This window comes from Pseudomonas sp. ASL4 (assembly GCF_056680395.1).
In genome coordinates this window covers 4,374,802-4,390,346 of sequence record NZ_CM155280.1, presented here as the reverse complement: position 1 = coordinate 4,390,346, position 15,545 = coordinate 4,374,802, and the positions used below count along the sequence as shown (strand labels likewise).

Annotated in this window: 9 protein-coding genes and 1 pseudogene; 4 read left to right on the top strand and 6 right to left on the bottom strand. The window is 54.9% G+C overall.

The features are described from left to right. The first annotated feature begins 12 nt into the window (after positions 1–12). Complete coding sequence (locus tag AC1MEW_RS19715) at positions 13–1,056, top strand: alpha-xenorhabdolysin family binary toxin subunit B (protein WP_201257472.1); 1,044 nt, start codon at positions 13–15, stop codon at positions 1,054–1,056. A gap of 71 nt (positions 1,057–1,127) precedes the next feature. Here the strand turns inward: AC1MEW_RS19715 and AC1MEW_RS19710 are convergent, their stop codons facing one another. The 3 genes from AC1MEW_RS19710 to AC1MEW_RS19700 all read right to left on the bottom strand — a co-directional run bounded on the left by AC1MEW_RS19710 (position 1,128) and on the right by AC1MEW_RS19700 (position 7,125). Continuing rightward, positions 1,128–4,193 (bottom strand): efflux RND transporter permease subunit, encoded by a 3,066-nt coding sequence (locus AC1MEW_RS19710; RefSeq protein ID WP_201257471.1) that lies wholly within the window; start codon positions 4,191–4,193, stop codon positions 1,128–1,130. An 8-nt stretch (positions 4,194–4,201) separates the two neighbouring features. Beyond that, positions 4,202–5,314 carry an efflux RND transporter periplasmic adaptor subunit gene (locus AC1MEW_RS19705; RefSeq protein WP_480427293.1) on the bottom strand — a complete coding sequence of 371 codons (1,113 nt, stop codon included), beginning with the start codon at positions 5,312–5,314 and terminating at the stop codon, positions 4,202–4,204. 92 nt (positions 5,315–5,406) lie between these two features. Next, positions 5,407–7,125: an efflux transporter outer membrane subunit gene (locus AC1MEW_RS19700; RefSeq protein ID WP_480423262.1), complete on the bottom strand. Its 1,719-nt coding sequence runs from the start codon at positions 7,123–7,125 to the stop codon at positions 5,407–5,409. Between the two features lie 365 nt (positions 7,126–7,490). On the opposite strand from AC1MEW_RS19700, the gene AC1MEW_RS19695 reads away from it, so the two are divergent. Together AC1MEW_RS19695 and AC1MEW_RS19690 are read left to right on the top strand one after the other, a co-directional pair. Beyond that, positions 7,491–8,000 (top strand): cupin domain-containing protein, encoded by a 510-nt coding sequence (locus tag AC1MEW_RS19695; RefSeq protein WP_480423260.1) that lies wholly within the window; start codon positions 7,491–7,493, stop codon positions 7,998–8,000. Between the two features lie 1,359 nt (positions 8,001–9,359). After that, positions 9,360–10,658 (top strand): tyrosine-type recombinase/integrase, encoded by a 1,299-nt coding sequence (locus tag AC1MEW_RS19690; RefSeq protein WP_480423259.1) that lies wholly within the window; start codon positions 9,360–9,362, stop codon positions 10,656–10,658. Positions 10,659–10,843: 185 nt separating this feature from the next. On the opposite strand, the gene AC1MEW_RS19685 is transcribed toward AC1MEW_RS19690, so the two are convergent. Both AC1MEW_RS19685 and AC1MEW_RS19680 read right to left on the bottom strand, forming a co-directional pair. Continuing rightward, positions 10,844–12,559 (bottom strand): reverse transcriptase domain-containing protein, encoded by a 1,716-nt coding sequence (locus tag AC1MEW_RS19685; protein ID WP_480423257.1) that lies wholly within the window; start codon positions 12,557–12,559, stop codon positions 10,844–10,846. Between the two features lie 90 nt (positions 12,560–12,649). Then, positions 12,650–13,183 (bottom strand): hypothetical protein, encoded by a 534-nt coding sequence (locus tag AC1MEW_RS19680; RefSeq protein ID WP_480423255.1) that lies wholly within the window; start codon positions 13,181–13,183, stop codon positions 12,650–12,652. Between the two features lie 787 nt (positions 13,184–13,970). Here AC1MEW_RS19680 and AC1MEW_RS19675 point away from each other — a divergent pair. Next, positions 13,971–15,266: an ImmA/IrrE family metallo-endopeptidase gene (locus AC1MEW_RS19675; RefSeq protein ID WP_480423254.1), complete on the top strand. Its 1,296-nt coding sequence runs from the start codon at positions 13,971–13,973 to the stop codon at positions 15,264–15,266. A 125-nt stretch (positions 15,267–15,391) separates the two neighbouring features. Here AC1MEW_RS19675 and AC1MEW_RS19670 read toward each other — a convergent pair. Then, positions 15,392–15,532, bottom strand: a pseudogene (locus tag AC1MEW_RS19670) (ImmA/IrrE family metallo-endopeptidase); the annotation flags it as partial. Between the last annotated feature and the right edge of the window lie 13 nt (positions 15,533–15,545).

Here is a 15,545-nt window from a genome sequence, read left to right as displayed (position 1 = left end):
GAGGATACTGCGATGAACACTGTGACAGCGATCGACACTCACCTTATTCCATACATTGATGTAAAGAAAATAATCCAAACCATCCGTGACGTCTCGAGACTCGCCAGTTTCAGACAGGACCGGGCTGACGTTTTGCAGGACCGGGCGCAACGAGTCGCTGCGTATTTGAACAATATCGATCAAACCATGCGCGAATCGTTTCCCGTGTTGCTGACCGCGCTGAATAGCGCATCCGGGCAGAGTTATTTTGATGCGCTCGCCGAGTTGAACGACGCCTTGGCCAGGAACGATCTGACGTCGCAAGATCGGGACATGGTCAGCGAAGAAATCCTGAATATCAAAGGCAACATCGAGGCGATGCTGGCGGGAGTCGAGGCAAAGTTCACCGATCGTTCGCGCTTTCTTGAGAACGAAGTGCGCAGCTTATATAAGGTCGAGATTGATGAGCGGGCGGATGAGCCGTTGAAAGTGGCACGGGAGCGTAAAGCCAGATTGCTGGTGGCGTTGAATGATCACAGCCTCAGCAAAGCGACGTGTGTGGAGCAGCGCGACACGCTTATCAAAGCGCAGGACGTGATTCGCGAATTTAATCTGGCCGACATGTATAAAGATTACATACCTGACAGCAAAGCACTCGATGGCCTGGACATGGAGAACCCGAAAAAAGAGGCGGTGAAGCAAGGGGTTGAACTGGTTAGAAAGGTCTTGGGCGTTGTATCCGGCGGTATTAAGTACATCGAGCTTGCGACGTCACGGAACAACCTGGACAAAGAAATTCAGGCACTCACCCAATTGATGGAGGGGTTGAACAAGAACCTTCAGACCGCAGAGGATGCTTTATCCGATATCAACGCCGTCGTAGAAATTGGCCGCCAGCGCCGAGTAGTCGGTGAGGAAGTCATTGCGGTGGTGGGTGTGTGGCTGGGCTTTTCCATGAGCCTCGATAAATTGAAAAGCACGGACTACACACAATCTGAGCTGTCCAGATTTCTGAATCGCTATAAAACACACCTGGAGGGACTGACCGCTGACTACAACAGCATCATGATCAACTAAGGCACAGCCAGGGTTGACTGTGAGAGCGGCGTGCCAGTTGCGCCGCCGCTCCCACGCCGCTCCCACGCCGATCACTCAGCGCCATCGATCACTGGCTCTGTTGTAGCCTCGGTCTCCTGATGGTGAGTCGAGCCAATGAACAAGTACATGGCGGGCACCATGAACAATGTCAGCAGGGTGCCAATAGAAAGGCCGGAGAAAATAACCAGGCCCATGTCATGACGTCCCGCCGCTCCCGCGCCGGAGGCCCACACGAGTGGCGCCACCCCCAGAACCATCGCCGCAGTGGTCATCAGGATCGGCCGCAGCCGTACGCCCGCCGCTTCTTCAATGGCCTCGCGCTTGCTGTGTCCGGCACGTTGCAGTTCGTTGGCGAACTGTACGATCAAAATCCCGTGTTTGGTGATGAGGCCGAGGAGGGTGACAAGACCCACCTGTGTGTAAACGTTGATCGAAGCGAACCCCATGGTGATGAACGCCAGCGCACCGAAGAGCGCCGGAGGCACTGAAAACAGGATCACCACGGGATCTCGGTAACTCTCGAACTGGAAGGCCAGCGCGAGATAGACGATGAGGATCGAGAACAACAGCAGGCCCACAAAGCCGCCGGACTCTTGAATGAATTGGCGTGATTCACCGGAGAAGTCGGACGAATAGCCGGAGGGCGCCACGTTTTTTAGAATACCGCCCAGTTTTTGCAGCAACTCGCCCTGAGCTGTACCACTGACCCCGGAAATGGTCGCCGAGTTGAGTTGCTGGAAGTGATTGACCGATTCCGGCTCCGTTGACGTCTCGATATGCGCCACGGTGCGCGCTGGAATCATTGCCCCTGATGGCGTGCGAATGTAGTAGTCGAGAATCTGGTCCGGGTTGAGCCGATTGATCTGCGCCACTTGAGGAATGACTTTGTACGAGCGCCCGGCGGTCGAGAAGTAATTGACGTAGTTGCCACCCAATGCGGCCGACAACGCTGCGCCAACGTCTGCTTGAGTCATGCCCAGGGCGGCAATTTTCTCCCGGTCAACGACCAGTTTGGCCTGCGGTTTGTCGAGTTTCAGGTCCAGATCCGAGAAATAGAACAACTGTTGTTTCGTCGCCTCGGCCAGCACTGCTTTGGCCACTTCATTCAAGTTCTCGACCGTGTCGGTGGTGGTGATGACAAACTGCACTGGCAATCCCTGAGCGCCCGGTAACGACGGCAACGGGAACGCCGCGATGGACGCGCCGGGTATCTGACTCCACTTCTGTTGCAGTTCCAGGATCAACTGCGCCTGGGACCGATCGCGGTCGGCCCAGGTCTTCATCAACACGCCGCCCAGGCCCTGGTTCAGCGCCGGCAAACCGGTCAACTGGAACATCTGCGCATACTCAGGCTCCTGTTTTGCGATCTGGAAGACCTGATCTGCAATCCTTTCCATCTGCTGGGGCGACGCCGTCGGCGGGCCTTTGATCTGCATGAACACCAGCCCCTGATCCTCGGTAGGCGACAGCTCGCTCTTGGCGGTCATGCCACTGGCCGCCACCAGCAGGAATAGCAGGAAGCCGAAGGTCACCAGCACCGGCCAGGCATCCAGCCCGGCGGACAGCACGCGGTGGTAGCGGCCACGGAGCCAGTCGAAATACTCATCAAGCTTGCGGGCGAATTTCCCTTCTTCCTGACCTGTTTTGAACAAGCGCGAGGTCATCATCGGCGACAGGGTCAACGCCACCACCGCTGACACCGATACCGCGCCAGCCAGCGAGAAGCAGAACTCCTTGAACAGCGCACCGGTCAGGCCGCTGCGAAGGCCGATCGGCACGTACGCGGCAATCAACACCACGGTCATGGCTACGATCGGGCCACCCAACTCCCGCGCCGCGTGCAGCGCAGCCTCCAGTACACTTTTGCCTTCCTCCTTGATATGTCGGTCAACGTTTTCCACCACAATGATCGCGTCGTCCACCACCAGACCGATCGCCAGTACCAGCGCCAGCAACGTCAGCAGGTTGATGGTGTAGCCCAGCAAAAACATGATGAAAAAGGTGCCGATCAGCGACAGCGGTATCGCCACCAACGGCACAATCACCGCCCGGAACGAACCCAGGAACAGGTAGATCACTATCGAGACAATCACCATGGCTTCGGCCAGGGTTTTGACGACTTCCTGAATGGACGTGTTGATGAACGCCGTGGAGTCATAAACGATTTCGCCACGAACACCCGCAGGCAATTGCGATTGCAGTTCGGGGAACACTTTGCGCACGTTATCGGCGACATTCAGGATGTTGGCCGTCGGCGCAGTCTTGATGCCGATGAACACTGAGCGCTTGCCGGAGAACGCTACGCTGCTGTCGTAGTTTTCCGCTCCGAGGCTGACGGTCGCGACATCTTCCAGGTACACCAGCGCATCGCCGTTCTGCTTGATCACCAGTCGCTTGAACTCATCCACCGTGTGCAAATCAGTCCCGGCGGTCAGGTCAACAGTGATCATTTGCCCTTTGGTCGAGCCGACAGCGGACAGGTAGTTGTTGTTGGCCAGGGCCACGGAAACGTCCTGTGCCGAGACGTTATGCGCCGCCAATTTGTTGGGGTCCAGCCAGGCCCGCATCGCAAATTGGCGAGCACCGAGGATTTCCGCCGTCTGTACGCCTTCCAGGGAATCGAGTTTGGGTTTGATCACCCGCACCAGGTAATCGGTGATGTTGTTGGTCGGCAAGGTATCGCTGTAGAAGCCAAGGTACATGGCGTCAGTGGTCTGCCCAACGGCCACCGTCAGCACTGGTTCCTGCGCCTGCGCCGGCAGCTGGTTCTTGACCGAGTTGACCTGGGTATTGATCTCGGTCAGCGCCTTGCTGGCGTCATAGTTGAGACGCAGCGTCGCGGTAATGGTCGACGTACTGGTAATGCTGGAGGAGGCCAGGTAGTCGATCCCTTGTGCCTGGGCAACGGCCGCCTCCAAGGGTTGGGTGATGAAGCCTGCGATCGTCGAAGCGTCTGCGCCGTAATAGGCCGTGGTGATGGTCACTACGGTGTTTTCGGTGCGTGGCCACTGATTGACCGGCAAACCGAAGATCGAGCGCAGCCCCAGTATCAGGATGAACAGCGAGATGACGACGGCCCAGACCGGTCGCTTGATGAAGGTATCGGTAAATTTCATGGGACACCTTATTGTTCTTGTGGCGTCGGGGCAGCGTCGTTCAGGGGCGCATCGGTGTTATCGACCTTCACCGACGAGCCGTTTTTAAGCTTCATCTGGCCACTGGTGATCACCAGATCGCCTTCCTTCACGCCGGAGACAATGGCCACCTGATCACCACGGGTCGGGCCTGTCTGGATGAAGGTCTGTTGCGCCGTGAGCACGTCCTCGCCCTTGTCATTTTTTGTCGTCGTGGCAATGAATACGGTAGTCCCGTAAGGGTTATAGGTGACGGAAGTCTGTGGAATGGTGAGGTAATGCTGCTTGTCGCCGGACTCGACAGAGGCCCGGGCAAACATGCCGGGCACCAGGCGTTGTGCGGGGTTGCCGATGGTTGCCTCGACAGTGACGTTGCGTGTGGTCAGATCAAACTTGGTGTCGATGGACGTGACCTGCCCGGCGAATGTCTGCTTGGGCAGACCGTCCGCCGTGACGGAGACGGGTTGTCCGATGGCAATCGATTGCAACTGAGTTTGTGGGACGTTGAAGTCGATGTAGATGGGGTCGAAGGTTTGTAGCGTCGCGATCTTGTCGCCGGGGTTGAGGTATTGGCCGGGATTGACGCTGGTAATGCCGATGCGTCCGGCAAACGGTGCGCGAATGCTTTTCTTCGCTACCAGCGCCCGTTGTTGCTCGGCGGCGGCGAGTTTGGCTTTCAGGTCGGCATCGTCGGCGTCGACCAGTGCTTGCGACACGGCACGCACCGCCAGTTGAGCCTTGTCACGTTTCAGAACCGTGCCGGCCAGGTCCGCCGTGGCTTCCAGCGAATGCAACTGGGCGATGTCGGAATCGGCATTCAACTGGACGAGGAGGGCTTGGGCCGCAACTTCTTGCCCGGGTTTGAAGCCGATAGTGCGAACAATGCCGCCGACTTCAGTCGTCACATCGACCCCGCGCACGGCCTTCATCGAACCCACCGCCGAGACGCTTGGCTGCCAATCAGCGAACTGTGCCTTGATAGCGGTCACTACCGACGCCGGTTGTGGCGCTTTTGATTGGGCGATCAGCTTCGATATCTGGGTGAACTTCACGCCGGCGATGATTGCGACGATGATCAGGACCACTGCGATCATGATGAGCATCGGTCGAAGCAGCCGCCGTTTGCGCGGGCTGCCTGGCTCGGGCGACCGAGGGGGCAGGGCGGTGTCAGTCTTGACGTCATCCATGGAAGTTCTCACTGGTTCGGTTGTTCGAGTCGGGCGGCAAGCGTTTTATCTGAAGACGTATTCCGTGCTGGTTGCTGAGTGCTGTCGGGCATGATGTCCTTTAGCGACGGCAGACCAAAACGGTCAGGCTTGCCCGCCGTGGCCGGATCGACGTCGGTACGGTTCCACCAACCGCCGCCCAATGCCTGGAAGAGTGCAGTGGTGTCGCTATAACGCGCGCCCTGAGCCTTGACGCGTGCGACGATCGCATTCTGGTAGGTTTGCTGCGCGGTGAGCAGATTCAGATAATCGACCGCACCGAGCCGAAACTGAGCCTGCGCCAGGTCCAGGCTCTGCTGGGCCGCACGTTCGGCGATAACTTGTTGATTGAGCGCATCGGCATCGGCTTGCAGAGCCCTCAGTGCATTGGCCACATCCTGAAAAGCCGAGACGACGGCGCCGCGGTAAAGGGCCACCGATTCGTCATAGGCCGCTACGGCGGCGCGCTTGCGATGTTCGAGTGCGCCGGCGTCAAAGATCGGCTGGGTGATCGATCCGGCGAGACTCCAGACACCCGTGCCCGAGGAAAACAGGCGGGTGCCGGCCAGTACCTCGGAGCCCAGCGAACCGGTGATGCTGAATTGCGGCAACTGGTTGGCCACGGCCACGCCAATGTTGGCACTGGCCTGATGCAATTGAGCTTCAGCAGAGCGCACATCAGGACGTTGCTCGACGATGGCCGAGGGCAGGCTGACGGGCAGTTCCTCGGGCAGATGGAGCGAAGCCAACTCGAAGCGTTCGCCCTTGTCCTGATTCGGAAACCGCCCAAGATAGGCCATCAACTGGTTGCGCGTTTGGGCGAGTTGTTTTTGTAGCGACGGCAAGGTGGCGCGTGTTTGCGCAAGGCTTGCCTCTTGCGTGAGTACGTCGGTATCGGCGATTGCGCCCAGTTCGCGGCGTGATTTCAGCAAGTCGAGCTGGTCGCTCTGTAACTGGATAATTTGCTCGGTAGCCGTCACCTGATCGCGCAAGGAGGCCAGTGTCACGGCGGTATTGACGACGTTCGAACTCAATGTGAGGTAAGTCGCTTCGAGCTGGTAACGCTCGTAATCGGCTTGCGCAGCTGTTGATTCAATCTGGCGCCGGACGCCACCGAAAACGTCGGGCGCATAAGAAACGCTCAAGCTGGCCGAATTGACGGTCAGAATCGGGGCTGAGGTACTACCGGCCCCGGCTGAGCCGAGCGTGACCGGCGACACCTTCTCCCTGGTTTTCGACGCCGAGCCACTCAGCGAAGGAAACAGCGAGGCCTGATCTGCATACACCAGTTCGTTGGCCTGACGCAGCGCCGCTTGCGCCGCCGCCACATCAGTATTGGCGCGCAGGGCTTCTTCGACGAGCGCATTGAGCGTCGGCGAGCGGAACAGCGTCCACCATTGGCCGGGGATATCCATCCCGGTGACCAGTCGTTGCGCCGCGCCACCTGCAACGTTTCCTGCCGAGGCGGTGGTTGAAGGCAGTTTTTCCCGTGAGTAATCGGCGTTCTGAGCGACGTCAGGACGGGAGAAGTTCGGTCCCACTTTGCAGCCAGCGAGCACGGCCAGGCACAGACAACACACAAGTACGGGAGCCAGCGTGTGAGGCTTGGTAACGCGCCGGCTTGGGGATTTGAAATTAACCACTTTTTTTTTACTCTCTCGGGAATGCGGCGTTTGCACATTTGAGGAGGGACAGCCCGAACCGGTCATGCCGTTTTTTTTGTGCAAGCTGTCCAACAGGATAGGTGAGTTCGCCAGTTTTGCCGTGGTCGTAGCATGAAGAACTGGTCAGTTGGCTGGGGTCGTTGTGATATGCGACGAATCGTTTGGCCGCCCAGCGTCGGGGGGCGATTGAGATCCGATGTGACGCAGGAACACACTATTTGATGGCGGCGAGAACGCTATAACGACAGGGCTTGCCGTTGGATCTAATATTTAATCGGAATCAGGATCGTTTATATGCAGGAGGGCAATACCATGCCGACGGGACTAATTATATAACTCAACCAAACAGTCATTTAGTTTAGTTACTGAAAAGCACGCTCATACTGGTTTCATTACGAAGGGCACACAGGATGACGCACAGCCATTCCAACATTCAAGAACTTATCGTTGCACTTGAGCTGGAGCCACACGTGGAAGGCGGTTACTACCGCAGAACCTTCCAGTCGGATCACGGGGCAATGGTTGAAACCGGGCGTGGCCAGCGTTATTCGATGACGTCCATTTATTACCTGTTGACCGAAGATTCACCCATTGGCTATTTCCATCTGAACCAATCCGACATCGTGCATTACTACCATGTGGGTGATGCGATCCAGTACAGCCTGATTTTCCCGGACGGCACATTGAAAACCGTGGTAATGGGCAGCGATGTTATTGCTGGTGAATGTCTACAGCTGCATGTGCCTGGCGGCATCTGGAAAGCTTCGCAGCTCAGGGATGGTTCTACGGGTTACGGCCTGATCAGTGAAGCGGTGTCACCCGGGTTTGATTTTGCAGATATGGAAATGGGCCGCCGACAGAAACTCACGGAACAGTTTCCCCAGCATTCGGTGCTGGTTGAAAAGTTGACGCAAGGTTGATGGTGGAGATTGGCAAGCGACAGAAATCTTTCACGCAAAGAGCCGGTTCGCACGGAATGCATTTGTCGTCGAGAAGCAGGACGCTGAGCCGTCAAATCTTTGGGTAACCGGGCTAATCCTGAAATACGCTGTTACGTGTAATGTATATTATGTTAAATCTTGTATCTGGATGGAGCTTCTCACATAGGTGTCCAACGCCACTAATGTGACCGTCGCGATTTGAGGACACTTTTGCCCCCTGCAACCCAGTGCCCCTTGATCTACCCGGCCTACAGCCTTGCGCCGAGCCTTCAATACGCTTGGGATCCGACGAATTACGGACACTTTTGCTTTGATGCGATTTTCGCAACCCCTTGATTTTAAAGGCCTGCGCCATTGATCGCCTGTCTGAACATTCCTGTTCAATTCCGCGACTTTCTGGACACTCTTAGATTTTCGGCGTTCACTACCGCATTGCTAGGGCCCACTAACTCCGAGGCCTCCAGCGATATTTTGCACATTAACTCGACACAATCCGGTGTGTACGCCGTACGGCATATTCAGGACACTTTCCGAGATTTCGCAGTTTGAGAACGTTTGCGTGCTGCTTCCGCCAAATCCCGCCAAGCGTTGCACTGATAGTCTACAGCCCACGCCTGCCAAGGCCAGTCGGCATTAGCAACTCACGGATCGTCTCGATTTCGATGCTCCAAGCGCGCGTGGCCCTGGGTGGCGCCAAGCGGTTGTTTTTTCCTGAAATCGACGAAATTCTGGACACTTTCCGAATCACGCTGCGCTCCATTCTCAGGCTGAGGCTCGATTTCACTGGGTTCCAGGCGATTTGCACTTATTCTGGACACAATCCGAAAGCGCTGGAAGTGAGAATAAAGCGGACACTTTCCTGCGGGAGGCGCTCCGGGGTTGTAACTCTCCGTATTTAGACAAATATTGATCGAATAAGAGGTAAGAAAATTAAACTCATAAATAACTAAAAACTAAGAGCCTTGTAGTGATTGAGCGTGCACAGGTAGAAACTAAGAAGCTCACCAATTAATGCGTTAATAGGTAATAGGTAATAGGTAATAGGTAATAGATGAAGCAGGCAGCACTTTTTATCCAGCCGCACACTGGCTTAAGAAGTGAAGGTCGCGAGTAATTCGTTTCTCTCTATCTGTCAAGGCCGACTACCTGTTTTACAGATGAGTGGATGCTTAATGGCAGAGGTTGCGGCCGGCCTAACTTGGCGATACTATCGAACGATCCCCATTAACAAGGCCAAGCGATTGGGAGTAGGTTGTATAGGAGTATAAAACTTCCTAAAACAGCCAGATTAGGAAGTGTTCAATCGCTAAGTAATGCCAACTCTTTTCGGTAAGTTAGATGACCCGCACTCCCCGGCCAATCTTTGAGTCTCACGGTGACTTTGTAGATCAAGATTTCACCTTGGTCCGGCCATCAATGACCAACGTCGACCAGTATCTGGCTTGCTTTGAACCAAAGCTCAAGGCAATCCCGGGCTTCCTGGCGGCACGTGGCTATCTACGTTGCTATGCGGACAACGCGCTCACGTACAGCACCTATCGTGGGCACGTAGAACGCCTGCTTCTGTGGTCGTTGATTATTCGTGAGAAGCCAGTTAACGAACTGAAAAGAATTGATGCCGAAGCCTTTTTGGAGTTTTGTAAGAACCCACCGGCCAACTGGGTTGGCCCAATAATCCGCAATCGTTTTCTAGCCAATGCAAATGACACGTCATCTTCGGGCTCGGATTTAGTTCCTAATCTAAAATGGAAACCTTTTACACAGCGCTCGTCTAAACAAACTAGGAAGCTGAATGAAGATACTGAAGAAATTCCGAGTGTAGATTATCACTCTTCGAAAGGCAGCATGAGCAACGTATTCAAGATTGCTAGCGGCTTCTACGAGTATCTAGTCGAAGAAGAGATTGCCAGTTCTAATCCGTTTCGTAAGGTCACAAAAAAGGGACAGTACAGCTCATCCCAACAGGAATCGAACTCTTCTCGTGCGTTAACGCCACTGCAATGGGATTACGTTATTGATACGGCGGAAGCGATGGCAGAGGCTGAGCCCGCAAAGCATGAGCGCACCCTGTTCATTCTCATCACGATGTTCAGCATGTATCTACGCATATCAGACATTGTTGGACGTTCCAATTGGCAGCCAAGCATGGGTGATTTCCGTCTGGATGCAGATGGAAACTGGTGGTTTCACGTGGTGGGTAAAGGGAATAAGTCCGGCAAGATTGCAGTGCGTGATGAGTACGTGGAAAAGTACCTTAAACGCTATCGCACATTCATCGGGCTGAGTCCATTGCCAGGCTACCAGGAGAAAACGCCGCTTCTAAGAACGCTGAGCGGGCGCGCTGGGCTCTCTGACAGGCAAGTGCGCGCCCTCCTCCAAGCCGTCTTCGACAACGCGCTGGTACGGATGCGTGATGAAGGACGCGAGCCCTACGAAATGGACAGCCTGCGGGTGGCATCGTCTCATTGGCTTCGCCACACCTCAGCCACCTTCGACGCGCCTTTCAGAAACGCCAAGGATCTCCAGTACGACCTGCGTCACTCGAACCTGGCAACGACTCAGAACACCTACTATCACTCCCATGATCAAGAGCGGGCGCTGTCCGTGAAGCGATTGGGGACGCGGGATAGAGGCTGACGTTCAGGATTGCTTGTCGCGCTGCACCGCGCGGAGCGACCCAGCAAGCCCGTGACACTGGAGGCCAGGATTTCCAGGGAAGTGGATTAGCATTCGTATAGGCGAGAATGTACAAGCCAAGCATTGGATGGACTAGACCAGCATTAGCCACGGAATCCAGTTCACAACTTCCGTCTATGCAAGCCTCACCAATCATCTGGTGCTTCAGGATCTACAGCTAGATTTCCTTTACCGGCTCCTGCCGCGCCCTGCTCCTCGTCTTCCTCATCAGTATCCGTTACAGCCGAATCGAAGTATTCCTCATCCATACTGTCAAACTCGAAATCACTGTCGATCTCGTCATCCGAGTCGAAATCAATAGCCTCCGCTGCTTCGATCTTGACTTGGAATATAGCCGGCAGCCTAGCTTCCTGGTCATAAAAACTAACGTCAGCGTTTAGCAGTGCTGCGAAGCAGGGGTCGGCTTCTATGAAAGCGATATCTGGATTTCCGAGCCACAGCCGGCGACCTCCTTCGTAAGCCAGTAACCAGTTGTTCCCTTTGAGCGCCTGATCTGTGAGCGGTAGACCCGCTAAAGCCGCAAGATCTACCTCACCGTCGACTAAATCTGAATGAATGAGATCCAGAGCGATGAGCGAACATACGGAGCTCTCCATCTGAAGCACCTGAAGGATCAAAGGGGCGTCAAGATGGATACTGAGCTCCTTGCACAGCCAGAGGAGCCAGGCAGTCTCACTGTGGTGATTCGCGGCGGCAGCCGACTCCAACAGATTTCGGCTGAAAGCGCCCAGCGCATTCATATTTAATGGATAACCATAGCGATGGTAGGTCGCGAGGATTTGGGTGATCACCTGCAACGTGTTGGGAAATCCATACCCACATTTGAGAAAGTACGCTTCGGCGATCGCCCAGTTGGACTTCTTGACGATGGATGAGGACAGCTGCTTCAGGCCATATTTGACCAGGCTCTCGTCCTTGAACCTTGATTCAAGCGAGAACAGCATCTCGAAATAGTGGTGAATATCGTCTTTCTGCTGACGCTTTCTCGCTGAGACGGTCAGTTTCTTGAGGCTGTATTTCCAGGATTCCTGGACGAGCTCTCGCACTTCGACGATCTTCGTCTTGGAGGCGTTGATCTGGAGCTCGTAAGCACTGACGCATTTGATGATGATTGCCAGCGCCCTCTCAGCTTCCTCACGTTTGTTGAAGAAGAAAGTGAAGTCGTCGACGTAGCGAAACCCCTTCGGCCACTCACCCAATTCTGCGCAGATGGCCTCATCAATCGACACCCCGATGATTTCCGCGATGATGTGGGAGGTGTCGGGGCCAATAGGCAAGCCAATGGTTTGGCCATCCTGTGTCCCCATGCAACGGCCATCTAGGATATTGCCAAAAAATTCAGGAGTTTTTCTGGTCTTGTTCGCCTTGGCAACCGGCTTAGTGTGCAGTGCCCACGGGATGGTGTGCGTGTACACAGTGGGGAAATAGCTCGATATGTCGGTGATCAGCGCGTAACGGGCCCCTGCAGATTGGCACACGCGCTCCTCATACAAGTCGCTGAACTTCGTCAGCTCGATCGCTCTGAGACTACCGTCGGTGCCGGGTATGCTGCGAGAGATTTCGCTTTTATCGTAATGCGCCTGGATCTGAGGCCAGTACTCACAGATCTCCTTAGCCAAGGCATAGAAACTGACAGGATTAGGGATCGAGGTTGTGCGCCTGCTGTAGGAGGATCTCGCGACCGAGAATTTCTCAGACTGAGAAGCGCCGGCCTGTTTCCCCGGCGCTCCGTCCCATACAGCCTTGATCTGCTCAATGCTGTCGGCGAGTCGCTTCGTGCCGAATCCCACCGGTAGCTGAATTGGGAAATATCCTTTAGCAAGCAGATCCTGCAGCTGCATAACGCTCCTTCGCTCTGTATTTGAGGCTGATGATTTGTTCTTGGCGTAGGCGGCACACTGCCACCGCAGTACCGCGCCGCCAAAGCGGGATTAAGCGTATTGAGGTCTGACGAGATGTGAAGGAGTTGCGGTCAGAACAATGGACAAGCAGTACGTGGCTGTCCTGAGATTCTCAACTTGATCGTTGAGTGTGTCGAGCGACTTGAGCCCATGGAAGAGGTTGTTTCGCAGCCTGTAGATAATGATGAGCGTTGCGAGCAGCACATTATGCGGTTCATCGTTCTGCCCCAACAGAACACTTTCTACCAGCACCCTGCGATCTCTGGCGCGAAACTCCAATCTGTCGAATCTGGGTAGTATGCCCTCTTCATCCGTATAGCGAGACCGCCAGAAGGCCAGGCAACCGCAAACCCCCTGATGCTGCTCAGCGCTCGGTCGATACAGATCCGCAACGCGATCGAAGGCAGCGATATTCCCCTCATTGCGGCACAGATTACCCTCGAAGAAATTCCACATGGTGGTGAAGTCAGCGATGGAATGCTGAGTCTCAGGGGTAAGGCGCGAGCCGCCCGCGGTGTTATCGGAGAACCACTGTGCGGCGTTGAACTCGGCGGGAACAACCATAAATAAATTCCTTTTAGAATCGAACGTGAAATTCGAGTGGCCTCGTAAATCCATCGAGGAGCTATCGTACGCGCACAATGGCCTGTCGATTGAGCCACGATGCGGCAAGTTACTCGATGCTATCCTTCCTGACTACCTCGCGTGCCCAATACTGATACGCATCATTGCCGTCTCCCCCGCTCCGCTCGGCAAGCCTCTTCAGGAGCCGCCAAAAACGATCGCTGTGGCCTGATGCCCTCGAACGATCAAGAAACTCTTGTGCATCAGCTACAGGGTTGGTGCTTTTTTTGGTTCTAAGTCGTGCCAAGGGCTCTGCGTCGCTTAGTGCCCAAAGGAGATTCGCCGCCTGGCCCGCAGCTTTCCGGTCTGGCCCGGTGGATAGAGGATAACCATGCCGGCGAGCAGGAATACCCATCAAGTCGTCGTATAGCGCTTGGAACGAGTGGGATGCCATCGTCATCACATCGGACTCGAACGAGCACTCCAAGCACTGGGCAAACAGCTGCAGTTCATGTAACCGATACTTTGTCACAGCCCCCGATTCGTCGCTTAGCTTGAGGTCTGCCAATGGGCCCGACCTGCAGTACGGGCCGTCTGAGAGCGCTTCTTTCCCCCAGCGGGTTGAGGGTCTCACGCTTACCTCATGGTCATTGACATCAAGGTAGGAAAAACGACCATCATACTTACGACCTGACAGGCAGCATGTCCGGTGATAATGCGTTTCTCGAGCACCATCTATTCACGTACGACTGACATTCTGACCCGGTAACAGGAGCTTGCCCCACATATGGAAATTGAAGCGCTCAGCACCTATGCCAAGGGCGACCGATTCGAGGAGCTGGTCTTTGAGTTCCTGTCTCGTGAGATCAATGAAGGTCGCTTCTATGCGTTCCGACCTGAGTGCTGCAAAATTTTCAGGAAGAAGGGCTACTACTCGCGTGACCGAGAAGACTTCATCATTTTTGACATTTCTGTCGAAGTATTCCTTCCTGGTTTCGAAACCCCATCGTTGCTTGTGCTCATCGAATGTAAGAACTACAGCGGCAAAGTGCCTGTGGGGGACATCGAAGAGTTTGGTTCAAAGATACGTCAAGTGGCAGGCTTCAATGCAAAGGGTATTTTTGCGTCCGCCAGTGCGTTTCAGTCCGGCACGTTCAACATTGCTCGGAACCGAGGCTTCGGTGTCTTGCGTTACTTCGATCAATCTGAGTTTCGATGGGAGCTTCCTCGCGCCCTGTTAACCGGGGCGCGTAGCGCTAGAGCCCGTAAGCGCGCAGAGATCGAATACGCCCTAACCCAGACGGATTTTCGGCCTACCGTTTATAGCGCCTATGCCGTAACTCCTGCCGGCTTTACGGATGGTTGGGAAGGCATCTGGAAAGGCCTCGACCTTGAGAGTGCTTTTAAAGAGAACGATCTGAGTCTGATTCGTCAGCCCACGCTTATCGCAACACCCAGGGTCGCGTTCATTTCGCGGGACAGAATAGATCGATTGGCGCAGCAGGCTTTGAAATCCATTTCATACATCCGGGGAGAGGTCGATCTTACTAAGCTAGTGTCCAGGGAGGCTGATGTCAGTGGACTGTCAGTGAGCTTCATTGAGGACTCGGGCTCAGCCCTCGGCAGTATCACGTTCAGCCCGCTTGAGATCAAAATCTTCGCGGCAGATAGCCAATCCCACTTGGCCCGATTCACACTCGCCCATGAGTTGGGGCATCACTTTCTAGGCCATAAGCGCTACATGACACGGGAAGCCATCCGCGCACAGGACATTGACCAGAGCCAGCTCATCACCATCCCCAAAGGGGAAGTGGAGCGGTTGGAGTGGCAAGCAAATACGTTCGCTTCATGTCTCTTGATGCCTAAAGAGGACTTTCAGGCTGCGTTTGGGTTGTTACTACAGCATCTAGGCATCCGAAACCGTGGTCACGGCCATCTGTACCTGGACAGTCAGAGGGACAACGTCATCCAGTTTCATGCTGTGTCCAATTCCCTGAGCGAATATTTTAACGTTTCGAAAACAGCGATCCGTTTGCGCATGAGGGCGTTGGAACTGCTGGTCGAGGTTGGTCGGCAAGATTGATTGATCTGCATCTGACGGGAAGTTTATGTCGCATGGTCGGGCCGTGCTTGAGCGTACAGTCCTATATCACCTCACCACTCTTTTACACTCCGATCGATACCTAGCGCCTAGTTTCAAGCGCCAAGCTAAGGCCAGCGTACTAAACCAAGCTCCTTGAGTCGTAACGCCATTGCCGAATCGGATACTCCAAACTGCGTAGCAAGCGATACGACGTTGAGATTATTGAAGCGTTGGCATCGCGCCAGCGCCAGCTCTCGTTCCTGGGCTGGAAGGACATGA